Consider the following 19,234-nt stretch of genomic DNA (forward strand, 5'->3'; position numbering starts at 1 on the left):
CGCAAGAGATCAAAAGCCCGGCCGCTCGGCCGGGCTTTTTGTTTTGGGGGGCAGGGTGATGACGCGTCGTCCGCGATAACGGTTCAACAAGCTCAGTGTCGTCCCGGCCTAGTGCGCAATTGCGCACGGGGGGCCGGGACCCATACCCCCAGGGAGAAGTTTGACGAAGATTAGTCGTTCGGTACTTCTACCGGTCGCAACGATAGATTCCGCGGTGGGTCCCGGCCCCCCGTGCGCAATTGCGCACTAGGCCGGGGACGACGAGAGGAGAGAGACGCGCCTTGTCTCACTTCACCGGTCGCTTCTCGAGCTTTCTCGCCAATGTGCGCCGGTGCATCCCGAGCCTCCGCGCCGCTTCCGAGATATTGAAATCCGTCTCGATCAGGGTCTGGTGGATGCGCTCCCATTCCAGCGTCTTGATCGAGGTCGGCCGGCTGTCGAGTGCGACCTCGGCGTTGCCTTCGGCCTTGTGGAAGGCGGCCTCGATGTCGTCGGTGTTCGACGGCTTTGCGAGGTAATGGCAGGCCCCTAACTTGATCGCTTCGACGGCGGTCGAGATGCTGGCAAAGCCGGTCAGCACCACGATCAGCATGTCCTCGTCATGCGTATGCAGCAGCTCGACGCAGGCGAGCCCGGAGGCGCCGCCCAGCTTGAGGTCGACCACGGCATGGCCGAAGGAGCGTTCCTCCAGCACCTTGCGCACCTCCTCGATCGAGGCGGCGATCACGACCTCGTAGCCGCGGCGCTCGAACGAGCGCTTCAGCGTGCGCGCAAAGCCGGAATCGTCCTCGACGACGATGAGCGAACGGTCAGGCGTCAAAGCTGCCTCCGATCGCGAGCGTTGCGAGCGGCAGCGTCAGGCGCACCGTGGCGCCGCGCTTCCTGTGGTTCTCGGCAGTCACGCTGCCGCCCAGCTTGCGCACCACGTTCACCACCAGGAACAGGCCGAGCCCGCCGCCGGTGCGGCCCTTGCTCGAGTGGTAGGGCTTTCCGAGCTGCGCCAGCATCTCCGGCGCGAAGCCCGGGCCGCGATCGGAGATCGACAGCACGAGATTGTCGCCCTCGCGCTCGGCCACAAGCTCGACCCAGTCGCGCGAGACCTCGTAGGCGTTGTCGAGCACGTTGAAAATGACCTGCTTCAGCGCGACGTCGGAGACGATGGCGACGTCCTCGCCGAACGTGTTGACGAAATAGAGCGTGCGCGCCGAACGGGCGTTGCGCCATTCGTCGACCAGAGCGGTGACGAACGCCGTCACCGTCGTCGGCGAGGAGCCTTCGCCGCGGGCTTCGCCGGCCGACACCAGGATCCCTGTCACGATCGACTTGCAGCGCTGCAGCGAAGTCTCCATCTCCGCGAGGTCCTCGGCGAGCTCCTGCTTGGCGGCAAGATCCGGCATGCGGCGCCAGTCGCTGAGGATGACCGAGAGCGAAGCCAGCGGCGTACCGAGCTCATGCGCGGCGCCGGAGGCAAGCAGACCCATGCGGACGATGTGATCCTGCTCGGCTGCATGCTGGCGCAGCGCCGCCAGATGCGCGTCGCGCTCGCGCAGGTTCCTGTTGATGCGGGTCACAAACACGACCAGCAGCACGGCATTGAGGGCGAAGCCCAGCAGCATGCCTGTGACGGTGAGGCTGTAGGTCTCGCTGATCGGGTTCGGCGGCAGCTCGAGCGGTCGATACGCCATCGTCAGCCAGACGAAGCACGCGCAGGTCAGCGCCACCAGCGACCAGGTCGATCGCGCGTCGAGCAGCACGGCGGCCAGCGTCACCTGGAGCAGGAAGAGTGACGTGAAGGGATTGGTCGCGCCGCCGCTGAGGTAAAGCTGCGCAGTCAGCGCCGCGACATCGAGCATCAAGGCAACCAGCAGCTCGTTGCTGGAGATCGCTGCGCGATGGCGGACCCAGACCAGACTGGAGACGTTGAGCAGCACCAGCGCGCCGATCACCGCACCCATCCGCTCCAGCGGCAGCGGGATTCCGAGCCAGAAATGCACGCCGCCGATGGTCACGATCTGGCCGACCACCGCGGTCCAGCGCAGCTGGATCAGCAGCGCCATGTTCTTGCGGTTGGTCTCGTCGTCGGTGGGCGCAGCGCCGATCAGCTCGCTGCGCGTATCCGCCTGCGATTGCAGCGTGACGGCCAGTCCCCCGCTTTGGGCGAGCGTCTGCGTTCTTCCGTCGTCAGGCCTGTTCGACGATCGTTCCAGCATCTGATCCCGTCCTGCGGGCAGCGGCATCAGGGCCGCCGGCCGGTTCGTGGACGAAGCGCCTGCGGCGGAACAGCCCGCCGCCGAATGTGACGAGAAGTTTACCGGCCAGCATGAAAGCCAGGGCAAACCACGTCAGCGCATAGACCAGGTGGTTATTGGGAAAGCGGATCACGGTCAATCCGCCGATGGGCCCGCCGGCGCTTTGTGATCCGGCGTCGGCATCGACGAAAAACGGGGCGACCTCGTGGAGGCCGCGCGCCGCCGCGATCGCGGCGACGTCCCGCGAGTACCAGCGGTTGTGCTGGGGAACGTTGTTGCGGAGGAAGCCGCCCTTCGGCTCGGTGATCCGCAACAGGCCGGTGATCTCGACCTTGCCCTCGGGATTACCGGCCTGGCGCGTCGATGCGTCGCGCCGCTCGGTCGGCACGAAGCCGCGGTTGACCAGAACCAGCGTGCCGTCGGCGCGCTGAAGCGGCGTCAGCACCCAATAGCCGGGGCCTTCCTCGGTCACCGCCTGAACCAGCGTCTCGCGGTCGTGCAGGAAGCGGCCGGTGGCGCTGACATGCCTGTATTCGTCGCTTGCGGCGGTGACTGAGGACCAGGCCGCCGGCGCGGGGATCGGCTGGGCCGGGGCATGGACGCGCTGCTCGACGCGGTCGATCAGCGCCAGCTTCCAGGCGCGGCGCTCGATCTGCCAGACGCCGAGGGCGACCAGAAGTGCAAAGGCCGTGAGCGAGAGGACCGTGAGCCACAGGCGCGGACGCGCAGCCTTGCCGCCCGTCCGGTCTGCCTTGCTCGTCACGGTCCGAGTCTTGCTCACGTCAGGGTATCGCTCACTTCATTCCGCTCATCTGATGGATGGGCATCATGTTGCTGTTGAGGTGGCTCATCACCCACAGCGAACCGGACAGCGCGATCACCACCATGACGATGGTGAAGATCAGCGCCATCATGGTCCAGCCATTCTCGGACTTGGCGTTCATGTGCAGGAAGTAAACCATGTGCACGACGATCTGCACGACCGCGAAGGCCATGATGACCAGCGCGGTGATCTGCTTGCTCGGCAGCACGCCGCTCATCACCAGCCAGAACGGGATCGCGGTGAGCACGACCGAGAGCACGAAGCCGAGCATGTAGCCCGAGAACGTGCTGTGGGCGTGGCCGTCGTCGTGGTGATGGTCGTGCGCGCCGGCTGCGTGAGTATCGGTGTTCATCGCAGAACTCCCAGGAGATAGACGAAGGTGAAGACGCCGATCCAGACCACGTCGAGGAAGTGCCAGAACATCGACAGGCACATCAGGCGGCGGCGGTTGGCCTCGATCAGGCCGAATTTCCCCACCTGCACCATCAGCGTCACCAGCCAGATGATGCCGCAGGAGACGTGCAGACCGTGGGTGCCGACCAGGGTGAAGAAGGCGGACAGGAAGGCGCTGCGCTGGGGCGTGGCGCCTTCATGGATCATGTGGGCGAACTCGGTGAGCTCGATGCCGATGAAGGCGAGACCGAACAGGCCGGTGATCGCCAGCCACATTTGCGTCTGGGCGACCTTGTTCTGCTGCATCGTCAGCATGGCAAAACCATACGTGATCGACGACAGCAGCAGCATCGAGGTGTTCACCGCGACCAGGTCGAGGTCGAACAGGTCCTTCGGCGCGGGGCCGGCGGCGTAGTTGGCGCCGAGCACGCCGAAGGTGGCGAACAGCATCGCGAAGATGAGACAATCGCTCATCAGGTAGATCCAGAAGCCGAGCGAGGTGCTGTAGCCTTCCGGATGCGGGTGTTCGTCGGCGAGATAGAACAGCGGCTCGCCGGTTTGCGTGGGATTGACAGCGACAGTCATTTACTTGGCTCCGGCGAGCAGTTTGGTGCGCGCGTCCTCGGTCCGGATGACGTCTTCAGCCGGAATGTCGAAGTCGCGGTGATAGTTGAAGGTGTGGCCGATCCCGACGACGAGCATCGCGAGGAAGCTCGCAGCCGCCAGCCACCAGATGTACCAGATCAGGCCGAATCCCATCGCGGTGGCGAGGCCGGCGAGGATGACGCCGGTGCCGGTGCTGCTGGGCATGTGGATCGGCTTGAACCCGGTGAGGGGACGCTGGTAGCCGCGCTTCTTCATGTCCCACCACGCGTCATTGTCGTGAACGACGGGGGTGAAGGCGAAGTTGTAGTCCGGCGGGGGCGAGGAGGTCGCCCATTCCAGCGTGCGCGCATCCCAGGGATCGCCGGTGACGTCCTTGAGCTGCTCGCGCTTGAGGAGGCTGACTGCGAACTGCATCAGCATCGAGAGGATGCCGAGGAAGACCAGGAAGGCACCGATCGCGGCGATGACGAACCAGATCTGCAGGGACGGATCGTCGAACACGCGCAGGCGGCGGGTCACGCCCATCAGGCCGAGCACATAGAGCGGCATGAAGGCGAGGTAGAAGCCGACGACCCAGAACCAGAACGACAGCTTGCCCCAGAACACATCGAGCTTGAAGCCGAACGCCTTGGGGAACCAGTAATTGATGCCGGCGAACGCGCCGAACACCACGCCGCCGATGATCACGTTGTGGAAATGCGCGATCAGGAACAGGCTGTTGTGCAGCACGAAGTCGGCCGGCGGCACCGCCAGCAGCACGCCGGTCATGCCGCCGAGCACGAAGGTCAGCATGAAGGCGATCGTCCACATCATCGGCAGCTCGTAGCGGATGCGGCCGCGATACATCGTGAACAGCCAGTTGAACATCTTCGCGCCCGTCGGGATCGAGATGATCATCGTGGTGATGCCGAAGAACGAGTTGACGCTGGCGCCCGAGCCCATCGTGAAGAAGTGGTGCAGCCACACCAGGTACGACAGGATGGTGATGACCACCGTGGCGTAGACCATCGAGGTGTAGCCGAACAGCCGCTTGCCGGAGAAGGTCGAGGTGACTTCCGAGAAGATGCCGAAGGCCGGGAGAACCAGGATGTAGACCTCGGGGTGACCCCAGATCCAGATCAGGTTCACGTACATCATCGGGCTGCCGCCGAAATCGTTCGTGAAGAAGTTGGTGCCGACGTAGCGATCGAGCGAAAGCAGCGCGAGCACGACGGTCAGGACGGGGAAGGAGGCGACGATCAGGATGTTGGTGCAGAGCGAGGTCCAGGTGAACACCGGCATCTTCATCATGGTCATGCCGGGGCAGCGCAGCTTGACGATGGTGCAGATCAGGTTGATGCCGGATAACGTCGTTCCGACGCCGGCGACCTGCAGCGCCCAGATGTAATAGTCGACGCCGACGTCAGGACTGTAGCCGATGTTCGACAGCGGCGGATAAGCCAGCCAGCCGGTGCGGGCGAACTCGCCGATGAACAGCGAGGCCATCACCAGCACCGCGCCGCCGACGGTCATCCAGAAGCTGAAATTGTTCAGGAACGGGAACGACACGTCGCGCGCGCCGATCTGCAGCGGCACGACGTAGTTCATCAGGCCCGTGACCAGCGGCATCGCCACGAAGAAGATCATGATCACGCCGTGGGCGGTGAAGACCTGGTCATAGTGATGGGCGTTGAGATAGCCTTCGGAGCCGCCAAAGGCCAGCATCTGCTGGCCGCGCATCATCAGCGCGTCGGCAAAGCCGCGCAGCAGCATGACGATGCCGAGGATCATGTACATGATGCCGATGCGCTTGTGGTCCACCGTGGTGAACCATTCGCGCCAGAGGTAGCCCCAGAGGCGGAAATAGGTGAGGCCGGCGAGCAGCGTGGCGCCGCCGAGCGCGACCACCGCGAAGGTGCCGACGACGATCGGCTCGTGCAGCGGCAGCGATTCGAGGCCGAGCCGGCCGAAGATGAGCTTGAGAAGATCAGGAGACATGCGCGTTCTCTTTAGGAGTCTGACTTCGGACGCTGTCCGAGGAAGAAGGACGAGGACTTCAGTGGCGCGAAGGTCGGCCGCTTCAGGCCGGCGCCGGTGAGCGGCGCAATGTCGGTGGGGGCCTTGATCGACGCGGTGGTCTGACCCTGCGGCGCATCCGGCGTGCAGGTGCCGGCGACGAAGGTCGGCTCCGGCCCGAGCGGGGTGCCGCGGCGGGCGTGCTTGTCGTAGGTGAGCGGCAGGGTGTTGTTCAGGCCCTCGTGGCCGCGGCCGCCCTTGGCGTCGATCGCCATCATCTCGCTCTGGCACATCTTGCCGGTCTCGACGCACATGTTGAGGATCAGGCGGTAGAGATCGGAATCGACCGTGCCGTAGCGGCGCACCGGCTCGTTCTCGCTGGGCTTCTCGAGCTGGAGATATTCGGCGCGGCCGAGCGAGCCACCGGCGGATTTGGCCTGCGCGACCCAGGCGTCAAAGCCCTTGTCGTCGAGGCCCTGGAAGTTGAAGCGCATGCCGGAGAATCCGGCGCCGCTGTAGTTGGCCGAGAAACCCTTGTAGGTGCCGGCGTGGTTCACGACGGCGTGGAGCTTGGTCTCCATGCCCGGCATCGCATAGATCTGGCCGGCGAGCGCGGGGATGTAGAACGAGTTCATCACCGAGGAGGCGGTGATGCGGAACTTGATCGGACGATCGACGGGAGCTGCGAGATCGTTGACGGTGGCGATGCCGTAGTCCGGGTAGATGAAGAGCCATTTCCAGTCGAGCGCGACGACGTCCACTTCGAGGGGGGCCCTGGACTGGTCCACGGCCTGCTCCGCCTTGATGCGGCCGAGGGTGCGATAGGGGTCGAGCAGATGCGTGCCCATCCAGGTCAGCGCGCCCAGGCAGACGATGATCAGCAGCGGCGCCGACCAGATCACCAGCTCGAGCTTGGTCGAGTGGTCCCATTCCGGCTCGTAGCGGGCCGAGGTGTTGGACTGGCGGTAGCGCCAGGCGAACAGCACCGTCAGCGCCATCACGGGGACGACGATCAGGAGCATCAGGACGGTGGAGATGATGACGAGGTCGCGCTGCTGGGCAGCGATGTCGCCGGCTGGCGCCAGCACGACGTAGTCGCAGCCGCTGAGTGCGGCAGCCAGAGGTAGTAGCGCCAGGATCTTGAGACGAGACACGGGCCGAGCCTTTGAGAATGAGTTTCCTTTGCGGGGCCAACGGGTAGCTGCGACGCAGCAATCCGGACATTGGACAATTTGTCCAATGTTGCACTGCGGAATGTTGGGCCAGACAGGGCCGGATTGCCTGGCTCCCCGCCGGGCGGTCGGCTTTGGTTTTCAGGACGTTAAGGGCGCACGAATGGCGACGGCACAGACCCCCGCAATGGCAGACCTCCACTCGGGCGAGCACGGCCACGACCAGGCCAGTCCCGGCGAGATCGCCATCGGCGTCATCATCGGGCGCACCTCGGAATTCTTCGACTTCTTCGTGTTCGCGATCGCCTCGGTGATCGTGTTCCCGCGCCTGGTGTTCCCGTTCACCAGCGAACTGACCGGCACGCTCTATTCCTTCATGATCTTCGCGCTGGCGTTTCTGGCGCGGCCGATCGGCACCGTCATTTTCATGACGGTGGACCGGGAGTACGGCAAGACGGCCAAGCTGGTCTCGGCGCTGTTCCTGCTCGGCACCGCCACCGTCGCGCTGGCCTTCCTGCCCGGCTATCACGAGATCGGTGTTGCCGCGATCTGGCTGCTGGCGCTGGCGCGCATCGCGCAGGGTCTGGCCTGGGGCGGCGCCTGGGACGGCATGGCCTCGCTGCTGGCGCTGAATGCGCCGGCCTCCCAGCGCGGCTGGTACGCGATGGTGCCGCAGCTCGGGGCTCCGCTCGGGCTGATCGTGGCGAGCGCGCTGTTCGCCTATTTCGCCGGCAACCTCTCGGCCGACGACTTCTTCGATTGGGGCTGGCGCTATCCGTTCTTCGTTGCTTTCGCCATCAACGTCGTGGCGCTGTTCGCCCGCCTGCGCATGGTGACGACGGAAGAATACGCCTCGCTGTTCGAGACCCGCGAACTGCAGCCCTCGCGCATCTCCGACACCGTCGCGCGCGAAGGCCACAACATCATGCTCGGCGCGTTCGCGCCGCTGGCGAGCTTCGCCCTGTTCCACATGGTCACGGTGTTTCCGCTGTCCTGGGTGTTCCTGTTCACCCGCGAGAGCCCGGTGCGCTTCCTGATCATCGAGATCGTCGCCGCCGTGTTCGGCGTCGCCGCGATCGTGGCCTCCGGCGTCATCGCCGACCGCGTCGGCCGCAAGTCGCTCTTGATGGGTTCGGCGATCGCGATCGCGATCTACAGCGGCTTTGCCCCGCAGCTGCTCGACGCCGGCGCGTTCGGCGAGACCATCTACATGGTGATCGGCTTCATCCTGCTCGGCCTCTCGTTCGGCCAGTCCTCGGGCGCGATCGCCTCGAACTTCAAGCAGGCGTATCGCTACACGGCCTCGGCGCTGACCTCCGACATGGCCTGGCTCTTCGGCGCCGGCTTCGCGCCGCTGGTCGCGCTGCTGCTTGCGACCAATCTCGGCGTCATCGCCTCGGGCGCCTATCTGCTCTCCGGCGCGTTCTGGACCCTGCTCGCGCTCTGGCTCAGCGGCCAGCGCGAGGCCGGGGATATGGACGCGGGCGGTTAATCAAGCGCGGAGCCTCTAGGGTGGGCAAAGGCGCATAGCGCCGTGCCCACCACCTTTCAGCGATTGTGGTGGGGAATGGTGGGCACGCTTCGCTTTGCCCACCCTACGGCAGCGAATTTGTAGCCCCAGATCCCGGGTTCGCTGCTCAAGCGCGCCCCGGGATGACGTGCGCTTAGCGCAACCTCAATCCGCGACGACCTTCACGCGATCCCGCACCTTTACCTGCGCGGTGCGGTCGAGGCCGTTGAGCACGCGGAAGCGCTCGGCGGGGTGGTCGACGCCGGCCATGCGATGGGAGAGCGATTCCACGGTGTCGCCGGGCTGCACGGTGATGACCTTGATGCGCAGCGGGCGCGCGGCCTGGATCTCGTCGAGCGTCAGGCGGCGAAATGAGTTGACGGTCTCGCGCGCGTTGCGCTCGCTCTCGGTCGATTTCTGCCGGGCCGCGAAGATGAAGCGGTAGACGTCGCTGCCGAAGCGCAGCGCATAGACCTTGAACTGCCACTGGTCGCCCTTGGCGGTGGCGGACGCGGCCGGGAAACCGTTGATGGTGATATCCTCGGTCGAGGCCTTCTCGACGCCTTCCATCCAGCCCGAGTTGAGGTAGTCGCCGAGCGACTGCTCGGCCGGGACGCGCACGACGTCGAAGCGCATCGCCTGCGAACCGCCATCGCGCACGCCGATCACCGCCTGCGCGGTGTTGTCGAGCGTGAAATTATCAGGCGCCTGGAAGGTGAAGCCGAGTTTCGGATGCAGGAAACGGCGGCCGCGAACGAAGCCTTCGCTGGGGTCTTCGCCATAGACGAGGTTGTCGATCGCGGCGAGGTAGCTCTCGCGGTCGCGCTCGGCGCCCTCAGGCGCCGCATATTGCCGCGCGATGTTCTGCGCATTCTGCACGCGCTCGGGCGTTGCCGGATGCGACGAGGTGAAATCCTGCGCGCGCGGATCGAGCGAGCTCTTGCCGGCCTTGAGCTCGGCATTGCGCTCCATCGCCGAAAGGAAGCGTGCGGCTCCATAAGGGTCGAAATGCGCTTTCGCGGAGATGCCGACGCCGATGCCGTCTGCCTCGAACTCCTGGTTGCGCGAAAAGCTCGCCATGGTGAGCTTGGTCTTGGCGAGCGCGAGCGCAGTGAGGTCGGGGTCGTTGCTCATGTCGGTGACTACACGGGTGACGATCGCGGCCTGGCGCGCCTGGTCCTCGCGCATCGCGGCGTGCTTGGACAGCACATGCGCCATCTCGTGGCTGAGCACGGAGGACAATTCCGAGGTGTCGCTCGCCAGCGCAAGAAGGCCGCGCGTCACATAGAGCTGGCCGTTCGGCAGCGCGAAGGCGTTCACCGCGCCGGAATTGAGAATGGTGACCTTGTAGCCCTGGTCGGGGCGCTCGGACGCGGCGACCAGCCGGTCGACGGTCTTGCTGACGAGCGATTCGAGCCTGGGGTCGTCATAGGCGCCGCCATAGCTCGCCAGGATGCGCTCGTGCTCCTTCTCGGTGGCCGGGGTCTGCGCGACCGCAGGCTTCGGCTTGGGCATCGCCACGGTGGGCGGGGCGGCGGCGGTCTGGAACCGGTTCATGTCGCCGCAGCCGGCGAGAAGCCCGCCCAGCGCAAGGCAAAGCGCGGCCGGCGCAGCCCGCAGGCGGCGGCAATCACCCAGTCCGTGCCGTTCTAGCACCCCATTCACGTCGCTTAACCCGTGCCTGGCCGTTAAGGCCTTACCCCAGTAGGCTCAGTTGCGCCCAGCAATTCAACCTGTCCCAAGAGACGCACATCGATACGCGGCCCCGTCGTCCCCTCAATCCAGCCCCGGACCCGAATACGTCGGTTCTCCAATGACTTAGGGGAAATCCCGGCACTTTCGAACGCCGGTAGTGCGCGCTTTGAAATAGTCACGGCAAAGCCGCGTGTCCAGTTCCGTCCGAAGTTGAGGTAGGTGGTTGCCCCAGCTTGCCGGACCGACAGGACTTTGCCCTCGACCACCATAAAGCGCCCGATCCCCGCCAAAATATCGTCCGGACTTTCCGGGTTTTTTATGGCCGATGGGTCAGCCCAGCTGCCCATTTTTTGGCGCCTTGCCTGCGCCTCCGACGCCATCAGGGTGGCCGCGCAGTCCTTGTCGGTGATTTCGGCGGAGGCAATCGCCTCGCCCTGGGCCAGGAGCATGGCTTGGACGGACGTGTCGCTTCCATCGAGGAAGACCAGTGCGCCCTGGCGGCCGTAGCGGTCGGGCGTGTCGTCGGCGCTTCGCAGCGTCACGTCGCGGCCGGCGAGCAGGGATGTCAGCGCCTGCTTCGTCGTCGCCGTGGGCTCGATTCCGGCGAGACGGATCTCGCGACCGTCGTCGAGCCGCACGCTGCGCGCATCGACGATGGCGGCGACGCGGCCTTCGCCTTGCGATTCGAACTGGCACGGTGCCGCGAACGCGGTGTGACCCGCGAAAATGAAAAATGCGATGATGGGAAGAAGCAGTCGCGTCACGTGACCCGGAGAGGTTGTGTTGCGCGTTAGCTTAACTCAAGCGTGGCGGGGCGCGAAGGGGCTTCCTCGAACGCCGTCATTGCGAGCGCAGCGAAGCAATCCAGACTGTCTCTGCGGAAAGACTCTGGATTGCTTCGCTGCGCTCGCAATGACGATGTGGAAGCATCTTTCCGCACGCCACCATTCCGTTTTGCGGAAAACATGCGCGGCAATCGTGCGCTTGCAGCACCCCCGTGCTTGCTGCGCTCTCGCGCATGCGGCATGATTGCGGCAACAGCAATAACCAAGCCGCCATCAGAGCACGGCGCGATAAGGGAGGTCTTTTTCGATGAAGAATATTCTGTCCGGCATTTTTGCCGCCGCGTTTGCCCTGAGTGCGAGCGCCGCGCAGGCCCAGGACAAGCCGCCACTCAAGATCGGCGGCATCCTCGACATGTCGAGCCTCTATGCCGACATCACCGGTCCCGGCAGCGAGACCGCGGCGAAGATGGCCGTTGAGGATTTCGGCGGCGAGGTGCTGGGACGCAAGATCCAGGTGCTGGCGGCCGACCATCTCAACAAGGCCGATCTCTCCGGCAACATCGCCCGCGACATGCTCGACAATCAGGGCGTCGAGATGATCTACGACGTCGCGGCGTCCGCGACTGCGCTCGCCGCCGGCGAGATCGCGAAAGCGCGCAACAAGATCATCATGTTCAACGGACCGGGCTCGATCCGTCTCTCCAACGAGGCCTGCGGTCCCTACACCGTCCACTACGTGTTCGACACGTTCGGACAGGCCAACGTGACAGGCCTTGCCGCCGTGAAGTCGGGCCTCGACACCTGGTTCTTCCTGACCGCGGACTATGCTTTCGGCCAGGATCTGGAGAAGGACACCAGCAACGTCGTGACCAAGACCGGCGGCAAGGTGCTCGGCAGCGTCCGCCATCCGCTCAACACGTCGGACTTTTCGTCGTTCCTGCTCCAGGCCCAGGCGTCCAAGGCCAAGGTGATCGGCCTCGCCAACGCCGGCGGCGATACCGTCAACGCCATCAAGCAGGCGGCCGAGTTCGGCATCACCAAGGGCGGCCAGAAGGTCTCGCCGCTGCTCGCCTTCGTCACCGACATCGACTCGATCGGGCTGGAGACCGCGCAGGGCCTGCTGCTGGCCGAGGCCTTCTATTGGGACATGAACGACGAGACGCGCGCGTTCTCGAAGCGCTTCATGGAGCGGGTCAAGCGGCCGCCGACCTCGGCGCAGGCCGGCGTCTATTCGTCCGTGACCCATTACCTCAAGGCCGTGAAGGCGGCCGGCACGACCGATGCCGCCGCGGTCATGAAGGTGATGAAGGAGACGCCGATCAACGACTTCTTCGCCAAGGGTGGCAAGATCCGCGAGGACGGCCGCATGATCCACGACATGTACCTGTTCGAGGTGAAGAAGCCGTCGGAGTCCAAGGGCCGCTGGGACGACTACAAGCTGCTCGCCACCGTGCCCGGCAGCGAAGCGTTCCAGTCGCTGGAGCAGTCGCGTTGCCCGCTGGTGAAGAAATAAGCCTCGTCATTGCGAGGAGCTCTTGCGACGAAGCAATCCAGACTGTCTCCGCGGAAACGTCTCTGGATTGCTTCGCTTCGCTCGCAATGACGGGTGGGGTGATAGCTCGGTCAAACAACAACAAGGGAGACGTCCTGTGAGCAACGACATGGTCCTGCAGAAGCTCGAAGGCGGGCTGCTCACCATCACGATGAACCGTCCGGAGCGGAAGAACGCGCTCAACCCCGACATGGTGCGCGGGCTGGTCGAGGCGGCGCGCCGCGCCGCTGATGATCCGGAGGTGCGCGCGGTGCTGTTCAAGGGCGCCGGCGGCTCGTTCTGCGTCGGCGGTGACGTCAAGTCGATGGCGGAGGGCCGGGCGCCGCTGCCGTTCGAGCAGAAGCTTGCGAATTTGCGCCGGGGCATGGAGGTCTCGCGCATCCTGCACCAGATGCCGAAGCCCGTGGTGGCGCAGCTCGACGGCGCGGCGGCCGGCGCGGGCCTCTCGATGGCGCTGTCCTGCGACCTGCGCATCGCCTCTGAATCCTGCAAGATCACCACCGCCTTCGCGAAAGTCGGCTTCTCCGGCGATTACGGCGGCACCTATTTCCTGACCCAGCTGCTCGGCAGCGCGCGGGCGCGCGAGCTCTATCTGATGTCGCCGGTGCTGACCGCGAAGGAAGCGTACGCGATCGGCATGGTGACGAAGGTCGTGCCCGACGCCGAGATCGATGCGGCCGCGCATGAGCTGGCGTTGTCGCTGGCGCAAGGGCCCTCGATCGCGCTCGGCTACATCAAGCGCAACATCAACAATGCCGAGCATCTGGCGCTGGAGGATTGCTTCGACGGCGAGGCCATCCACCACACCCGCTGCGGCGACACCGCCGATCACAAGGAGGCGGCAAAAGCCTTCGTCGAGAAGCGCAAGCCCGCCTTCAGGGGCGAGTGACGATGGCGTCCTATATGCGCTTGCGGCAGATCTGCCTGGTCGCGCCGCATCTCGAGCCCGTGATCACCGACATCGCCCGGATCATGGGTCTCGCCGTCTGCTATCGCGACGGCAACGTCGCCAAATACGGCCTGGAGAACGCACTGCTCCCGGTGGATACGATCCTGCTGGAAGTGGTCGCGCCGTTCAAGGACGGCACCACGGCGGGCCGTTTCATCGAGAAGACCGGCGGCCGCGGCGGCTACATGGCGATCTTCTGCTGCGATGATCCCGACGAGCGCGGCCGCAATGCAAATGCGATCGGTGTTCGTACCGCCAACGTGATCGATCACGCGCCCTATCACGGCGTGCAGCTTCACCCGCGCGACTGCCGCGCCGCCTTCATCGAGTTCAACCATACCGAAGGCAGCGATGACATTCTGGGCGCTTATCCGCCCGCTGGGCCGGACTGGCAAAAATTCATCCGCAAGGACGTGACGCAGGCGCTGACGAGTGTGGAGTTGCAGAGTCCGGATCCGCAGGGGCTGGCGGAGCATTGGGGCAAGATCATCGGCGTTGCGCCACGCGATGCCGAATTGGAGCTGCCCAATGCCACTTTCCGCTTCGTCAAGGGCGCCAGCGAGATCATGAGCGCGCTGGAGTTTCGGGTGGCTGACGTGGCCCAGGTGCTGCATGCCGCCAAGGCGAGGGGCCTTGCGGTCGCGGGGAACGAGTTTCTGCTCGGCGGTGTGACGTTCCGGCTTGGTGCTTGAGCGGTTGCCACACGCACCGCTGTCGTCCCGGACAAGCGAAGCGCAGATCCGGGATCCATAACCACAGGGAGTGGTTTGGCGAAGACTCGGAGTTGTCAACGCGCGTTACAACCACTCCCTGTGGTTATGGGTCCCCGCTTTCGCGGGGACGACAGGGAGTTTGTGGAAGCGCTAGAGGGACACGGCGAGACCCTGCCGCAATCACCTTCCCCTGAAATTCGCCGCGCGGCGCTCTTCCGTGGCTTTCACACCTTCCTTGAAATCCTCCGTCGCGCGCAGGCGCGTCTGCTCGGCGAGTTCGTGATTGGTCGCGGCCATGACGCGGTCGGCGAGGCCGTTGCGCAACGTGGCGCGGGTCGAGAGCAGGCCGAGCGGGGAGCATTCGGCGATTTCGCCGGCGAGCTTCATCGCGGTCGACTTCACCTGGTCCTGCGGCACCAGCTCGTTGGCGAGGCCCCATTTGTAGGCCTCTTCGCCGGTGACGCGGCGGCTGGTGTAGAACATCAGCTCGGCGTTGTTCGTGCCGATCAGCTCCGGCAGCGTCACCGTGAGGCCGAAGCCGGGATGGAAACCGAGCTTTGTGAAATTCGCGGAGAAGCGCGCTTCCGGGCAGGTGACCCGGAAGTCGGCGGACACTGCGAGGCCCAGGCCGCCGCCGATGGCTGCTCCTTGCACGGCCGCAACAATCGGCTTCTTGGCGCGGAAGATGCGCACGGCCTGGATGTAGAGATGGCTGATCTGGCCGAGATTGTCGGCCGGATCGCCTTTCTTGGCCTGCTCGGCCTCGCGCACTTCCTGCGCCTGTCGGGCCGGGTCGCCGAAATTGGCGCCGGCGCAGAACGCCTTGCCCTGCGCCGACAGGACCGAAGCGCGGATTTCGATGTCGCGGTCGAACTCGTCGAGCGCATCCGCGATCTGGTTGATCAGCGAGATGTCGAAGAAGTTGAGCGGGGGCTTGCGAATCTCGATGGTGCCGACGTGCCCAACCTTCTCGACGCCGATGTCTTTATACGTGCTCATGATGATCCTCGATTGAATGAGCGTAAGCCAAGTCCGCGCGACTAGCGCAAGCCAAGCCCGCGGGCGATGATGCCGCGCAGCACCTCGGTGGTGCCGCCCTGGATGGTGAGTTTCGGTGCGGTCTTGATCGCGAAGTCGAGCTGGCGCTCCAAGGTCTCGCGATTGGTCGCGGTCTCCTCGACGAAGGCGGCGAGATCGCGCACGCGGTGCGGGAGCTGCTGCTCCCAGACCGTGCCGATGTCCTTGACGATGGACGCCTCGACCACCGGCTCCTTGCCGGCCTGCAGCATGCCGGCAACGGAAACCGACATGCGCCGCATGGTGTGGAGCTGCGCGACGAGGCGGCCGATGCCTTCGGCGCTGCGCGTGTCCGGGTTGGGACCGACCGCGCGGACCAGCTCGGTCAGCACGTAGTAGGTTTCGAGGAAACGCTCGGGACCCGAACGCTCATAGGCGAGCTCGCTCGTCGCCTGCTTCCAGGCGCCGTCGACTTCGCCGAGCACGTGATCGTCGGGGATGAAGTGATCGGTGAAGACGACCTCGTTGAACTCGTACTGTCCGGTGATCTGGCCGATCGGGTTCACCTTGATGCCGGGCTGCTTCATCTTGACCAGGAATTGGGTCAGGCCGTGACGGCGGTTTTCCTTGGTCGGCGGCGAGGTGCGGAAGATCGCGATCATGTAGTCGGCGATGTGCGCCGACGAGGTCCAGATTTTTGTGCCGTTGATGAGATAGCCGCCGTCGGTCTTGGTCGCGCGCGTATTCGCGGCGAACAGGTCGGAGCCGGAGTTCGGCTCGCTCATGCCGATGGCAAAGCAGATCTCGCCGCGGCAGATCCGCGGCAGGATCTCCATCTTGATGTGCTCGGGCGCATATTTCAGCAGCACCGGCCCGCTCTGGCGGTCGGCGACGAAGAAGCGCCGCGTCGGCGCATTGGCGACGCGCATCTCCTCGGTCACGACATAGCGTTCGAGGAATGAGCGCTCCTGGCCGCCATATTTTTTCGGCCAGGTCATCCCCAGCCAGCCCTTGGCGCCGACCCGGCGGGAGAATTCCGGCGCGTCGGTGTCCTCGCGGTTGGGCTTGTTCGGATCGAAGGTGCCGGCTGCGATTTCCTCGGCAAGGAAGGCGCGTACTTCCTTGCGCAGTTGCTCGCATTTTTCGGGCAAGCGGATCGGATCGAAACGGAGGGCTGCGGTCATGTGTTCTCTCTCCGATCAGCGCGACGCCACGAGCGGCCACAATTCATCGGCGCCTCTGGTGGCGACCAGCTTGCCGAGCTCGACCGCCCAATGGCTTTCCGAACCAAAATCGTCACGCCAGGCCAGTGCCCGCAGCGAATAGCGGTGCAGGATGTGCTCCATGGTGAAGCCGATCGCCCCGTGGACCTGATGCGCGATGCCGCCGCCCTTTTCGGCGGCTTCCGCGCAGCGGATCTTTGCCGAGGCGGCTTCGAGATAGACCTCGTCGTTGAACGATTTTGCATTCGCGATGGCGTCGGCCGCAGATGTTGCGGCCGCAAGCGCCGCAGCGGACTCGCCGGCGAGGCGCGCGAGGTTGTGCTGCACGGCCTGGAATTTCGAGATCTTCTTCTCGAAGGCGACGCGCTCGTTGGAGTAGCGCACGGAAATGTCGAGCATCGCTTCCAGCGCGCCGGCGATCTGCAGGCTGCGCGCAACGCCGCCCATCAGCATCAGGGTCGTCTGGTCGAGCCCCTTTGGTGCTGGCTTGATCGTGATCGGCTGGGCCTTGTCGAGCGTCACGGTGTCGCTGTGGTCGTAGCCGACATTGAGCCCGGATTCGATCCGCCCCTTGCTGGCATCGACCAGCGCGACGACCGCGCCATCCTTGCCGTGCGCCAGCACCGCAAAATATTTCGCTGCCTTGGCGAAGGGCACGCCGCGGGCACGGCCGGAGAGCGCGCCATCGGCATCAAGGGTGATGCGATCCTTCGGGCCCGCCGGCACGACCGTCATCTCGCCCTCGGGCGAGGCGATCTTTGCCTGTGCGAGCAGCCAGCCCGCCAGCATGGTCTCGGCCAGGGGAACCGCGACGGCGAAGCGGCCGGCGGCGTTCAGCAAGGCAAAACCGTCGGCAAGGCTCGCGCCGGAGCCGCCGAGATCGTCAGGCACCCACGCCAGCGGCAAGCCGGCTTCGCTCAGCGCCTGCCACAGCGGCGCCTGCCACGAATTGTTCTTGTCGTTGTTGATGGTCTGCGGATCGGCGAGATCGGCGAAGATTTTTTCCGCGGTCTCGACGACGATATTGTCACTCTCCGCCACAGCGTTCCCCGTGTTTTGCCATTGGCGCGCCTGCCTGATGAGCTGGCGTGCAGTCTCTTCTTGCGCCCGATGATCGGAAAAAGCCATGGCCCTGACAAGCGTTGATCGCAGGTCCATCTGCGGCGCGGACATGGGGGCGAGAGTGGCCTGGACTAATTCCGCTTAGCGGAGTTTGCTCGATTTGCAGGGCGCGGCAAACTCGCTAAACAGGGCGCCAGCAACTTACAAAAGGAAGGAAATACCGGATGGCAAAGGACGGCTTGTGCGCAATCGTGACGGGGTCCGCATCCGGCCTCGGAGCTGCGACCGCGGAAATTCTCGCACGGAGCGGGGCGCGGCTCGTCATCAACTATTCGTCGAGCCAGAAGGAGGCCGAGGCCACTGCGGAAGTCTGCCGCAAGGCGGGCGCTGCGGAGGTGCTGGTTGCGCAGGGCGACGTCTCGAAGGATGAGGATTGCCGCAAGATCGTCGCGGCAGCGAGCGGCTGGGGCCGCCTCGACGTGCTCGTCAACAATGCCGGCATCACCAAGCATGTCGCCCATGCCGATCTCGACGGCTTGTCGGCTGAGGATTTCCAGCGGCTCTATGGCGTCAACACCATCGGCCCGTTCCAGATGGTGCGCGCCGCGCGCAGCCTGCTGGAGGCCGGTGCGAAGGCATCGGGCCGCCCGTCGGCGGTCGTCAACGTGTCGTCGGTCGCCGGCATCAGCGGCGTCGGCTCGTCGATCGCCTATGCCGCGAGCAAGGGCGCGCTCAACACCATGACCTTGTCGCTGTCGCGCGCGCTGGCGCCGCTGATCCGCGTCAACACGGTGTGCCCCGGCTATATCGACACGCCCTGGTTCACCAAGGGCCGCGGCGAGGCGGGTGCCAAGCAGGTGCGCGACAGCGTGGTGGCGAAGGTGCCGCTGAAGGTCGCATCATCCGCCGACGACATCGCGCAGCTCGTCTGCTTCCTGGCGATGCCGGCCTCCAGCAACATGACCGGCGAGGTCGTGCGCATGGATGCGGGGATGCATTTGATTACCTAACTCGTCATTGCGAGCGAAGCGAAGCAATCCAGAACGTGTCCGCGGTGACAGTCTGGATTGCTTCGTCGCAAGAGCTCCTCGCAATGACGATGTGGAGGCAGTGTGCCTTCCACCGACGCCTTAGCGCGCTACCCTTTTATCACCCCGCTGGCCACCAGGCGGTGCCAGATGAACAGCACCACCACCGCGCCGACTGTGGCCATGATGAAGCCGGCGCCCTGGTCGGGGCTGTAATGACCGATGGCCTGACCGATGAAGGTCGCCAGAAACGCACCCGCAATGCCGAGGATGGTGGTGAGGATGAAGCCGCTCGGATTGTTCGGCCCCGGCGCGAGCCAGCGCGCGATGAGGCCGGCGATGAAGCCGACGATGATGATCCACAACAGGCCGCCGAAACTCATGACAGTGCTCCTCCCCTTCCTGAATTCGCAGAGCGTGATCCGGAAAAGTGCGCCGCGGTTTTCCGAGCGGATCACGCTC

At 65.0% G+C, this 19,234-nt stretch carries 18 protein-coding genes; 5 read left to right on the plus strand and 13 right to left on the minus strand.

Annotation, left to right across the window (positions count from 1 at the left end):
• Window positions 1–286: 286 nt before the first annotated feature.
• Genes N2603_RS03070 through cyoA form a run of 7 tightly spaced genes read right to left on the minus strand, consistent with a single transcriptional unit; the run spans window position 287 to window position 7,220 of the window.
• Entirely contained in the window at window positions 287–820 is a 534-nt protein-coding gene (locus tag N2603_RS03070) for a response regulator transcription factor (protein ID WP_018644151.1), read from the minus strand.
• Window positions 810–2,210 (minus strand): ATP-binding protein, encoded by a 1,401-nt coding sequence (locus tag N2603_RS03075; protein WP_260387644.1) that lies wholly within the window; start codon window positions 2,208–2,210, stop codon window positions 810–812. The genes N2603_RS03070 and N2603_RS03075 overlap by 11 nt, the downstream gene beginning before the upstream one ends.
• Complete coding sequence (locus N2603_RS03080; protein WP_260387645.1) at window positions 2,182–3,030, minus strand: SURF1 family protein; 849 nt, start codon at window positions 3,028–3,030, stop codon at window positions 2,182–2,184. Before N2603_RS03080 ends, N2603_RS03075 begins: the two co-directional genes overlap by 29 nt.
• 13 nt (window positions 3,031–3,043) lie before the next feature.
• A complete protein-coding gene (gene cyoD / locus N2603_RS03085; protein WP_260387646.1) occupies window positions 3,044–3,424 on the minus strand; it encodes a cytochrome o ubiquinol oxidase subunit IV in 381 nt (126 codons plus the stop codon).
• The gene (gene cyoC / locus N2603_RS03090) at window positions 3,421–4,050 is read right to left on the minus strand and encodes a cytochrome o ubiquinol oxidase subunit III (protein ID WP_260387647.1); all 630 of its coding nucleotides are present in this window, start codon (window positions 4,048–4,050) and stop codon (window positions 3,421–3,423) included. The genes cyoD and cyoC overlap by 4 nt, the downstream gene beginning before the upstream one ends.
• On the minus strand, window positions 4,051–6,048 hold the full coding sequence (cyoB, locus tag N2603_RS03095) for a cytochrome o ubiquinol oxidase subunit I (protein WP_018644145.1): 1,998 nt from the start codon (window positions 6,046–6,048) through the stop codon (window positions 4,051–4,053).
• Window positions 6,049–6,059: 11 nt separating this feature from the next.
• Complete coding sequence (gene cyoA, locus N2603_RS03100; protein WP_260387648.1) at window positions 6,060–7,220, minus strand: ubiquinol oxidase subunit II; 1,161 nt, start codon at window positions 7,218–7,220, stop codon at window positions 6,060–6,062.
• Window positions 7,221–7,401: 181 nt separating this feature from the next.
• Between cyoA and N2603_RS03105 the strand changes: the two genes are divergently transcribed.
• Window positions 7,402–8,730: an MFS transporter gene (locus tag N2603_RS03105; protein ID WP_260387649.1), complete on the plus strand. Its 1,329-nt coding sequence runs from the start codon at window positions 7,402–7,404 to the stop codon at window positions 8,728–8,730.
• A 183-nt stretch (window positions 8,731–8,913) separates the two neighbouring features.
• On the opposite strand, the gene N2603_RS03110 is transcribed toward N2603_RS03105, so the two are convergent.
• Entirely contained in the window at window positions 8,914–10,404 is a 1,491-nt protein-coding gene (locus N2603_RS03110; protein WP_482151233.1) for a M48 family metalloprotease, read from the minus strand.
• A gap of 32 nt (window positions 10,405–10,436) precedes the next feature.
• Window positions 10,437–11,207, minus strand: a complete 771-nt coding sequence (locus N2603_RS03115; protein WP_311741100.1) for a thermonuclease family protein — start codon at window positions 11,205–11,207, stop codon at window positions 10,437–10,439.
• A 328-nt stretch (window positions 11,208–11,535) separates the two neighbouring features.
• Here N2603_RS03115 and N2603_RS03120 point away from each other — a divergent pair, with 328 nt between their 5' ends.
• The 3 genes from N2603_RS03120 (at window position 11,536) to N2603_RS03130 (ending at window position 14,421) form a co-directional block, all read left to right on the plus strand.
• Window positions 11,536–12,741, plus strand: coding sequence for an ABC transporter substrate-binding protein (locus N2603_RS03120; protein ID WP_260387650.1), 1,206 nt, complete (start codon window positions 11,536–11,538; stop codon window positions 12,739–12,741).
• A gap of 136 nt (window positions 12,742–12,877) precedes the next feature.
• The gene (locus N2603_RS03125) at window positions 12,878–13,669 is read left to right on the plus strand and encodes an enoyl-CoA hydratase (protein WP_260387651.1); all 792 of its coding nucleotides are present in this window, start codon (window positions 12,878–12,880) and stop codon (window positions 13,667–13,669) included.
• Window positions 13,670–13,671: 2 nt separating this feature from the next.
• Complete coding sequence (locus N2603_RS03130) at window positions 13,672–14,421, plus strand: VOC family protein (protein ID WP_260387652.1); 750 nt, start codon at window positions 13,672–13,674, stop codon at window positions 14,419–14,421.
• Between the two features lie 201 nt (window positions 14,422–14,622).
• Here the strand turns inward: N2603_RS03130 and N2603_RS03135 are convergent, their stop codons facing one another.
• From N2603_RS03135 to N2603_RS03145, 3 genes are read right to left on the minus strand one after another with little or no spacing between them, the layout of a single operon-like run.
• Window positions 14,623–15,441, minus strand: coding sequence for an enoyl-CoA hydratase/isomerase family protein (locus N2603_RS03135; RefSeq protein ID WP_260387653.1), 819 nt, complete (start codon window positions 15,439–15,441; stop codon window positions 14,623–14,625).
• Between the two features lie 41 nt (window positions 15,442–15,482).
• Complete coding sequence (locus N2603_RS03140; protein ID WP_260387654.1) at window positions 15,483–16,643, minus strand: acyl-CoA dehydrogenase family protein; 1,161 nt, start codon at window positions 16,641–16,643, stop codon at window positions 15,483–15,485.
• Between the two features lie 15 nt (window positions 16,644–16,658).
• Window positions 16,659–17,723 carry an acyl-CoA dehydrogenase family protein gene (locus tag N2603_RS03145; protein WP_260387655.1) on the minus strand — a complete coding sequence of 355 codons (1,065 nt, stop codon included), beginning with the start codon at window positions 17,721–17,723 and terminating at the stop codon, window positions 16,659–16,661.
• A gap of 245 nt (window positions 17,724–17,968) precedes the next feature.
• Here N2603_RS03145 and N2603_RS03150 point away from each other — a divergent pair, with 245 nt between their 5' ends.
• A complete protein-coding gene (locus N2603_RS03150; RefSeq protein WP_018644135.1) occupies window positions 17,969–18,754 on the plus strand; it encodes an SDR family NAD(P)-dependent oxidoreductase in 786 nt (261 codons plus the stop codon).
• A 128-nt stretch (window positions 18,755–18,882) separates the two neighbouring features.
• On the opposite strand, the gene N2603_RS03155 is transcribed toward N2603_RS03150, so the two are convergent.
• Window positions 18,883–19,155, minus strand: a complete 273-nt coding sequence (locus N2603_RS03155; RefSeq protein WP_018644134.1) for a GlsB/YeaQ/YmgE family stress response membrane protein — start codon at window positions 19,153–19,155, stop codon at window positions 18,883–18,885.
• Window positions 19,156–19,234: the final 79 nt, after the last annotated feature.

It is taken from the genome of Bradyrhizobium huanghuaihaiense, assembly GCF_025200885.1.
GTDB classification, from domain to species: domain Bacteria; phylum Pseudomonadota; class Alphaproteobacteria; order Rhizobiales; family Xanthobacteraceae; genus Bradyrhizobium; species Bradyrhizobium huanghuaihaiense.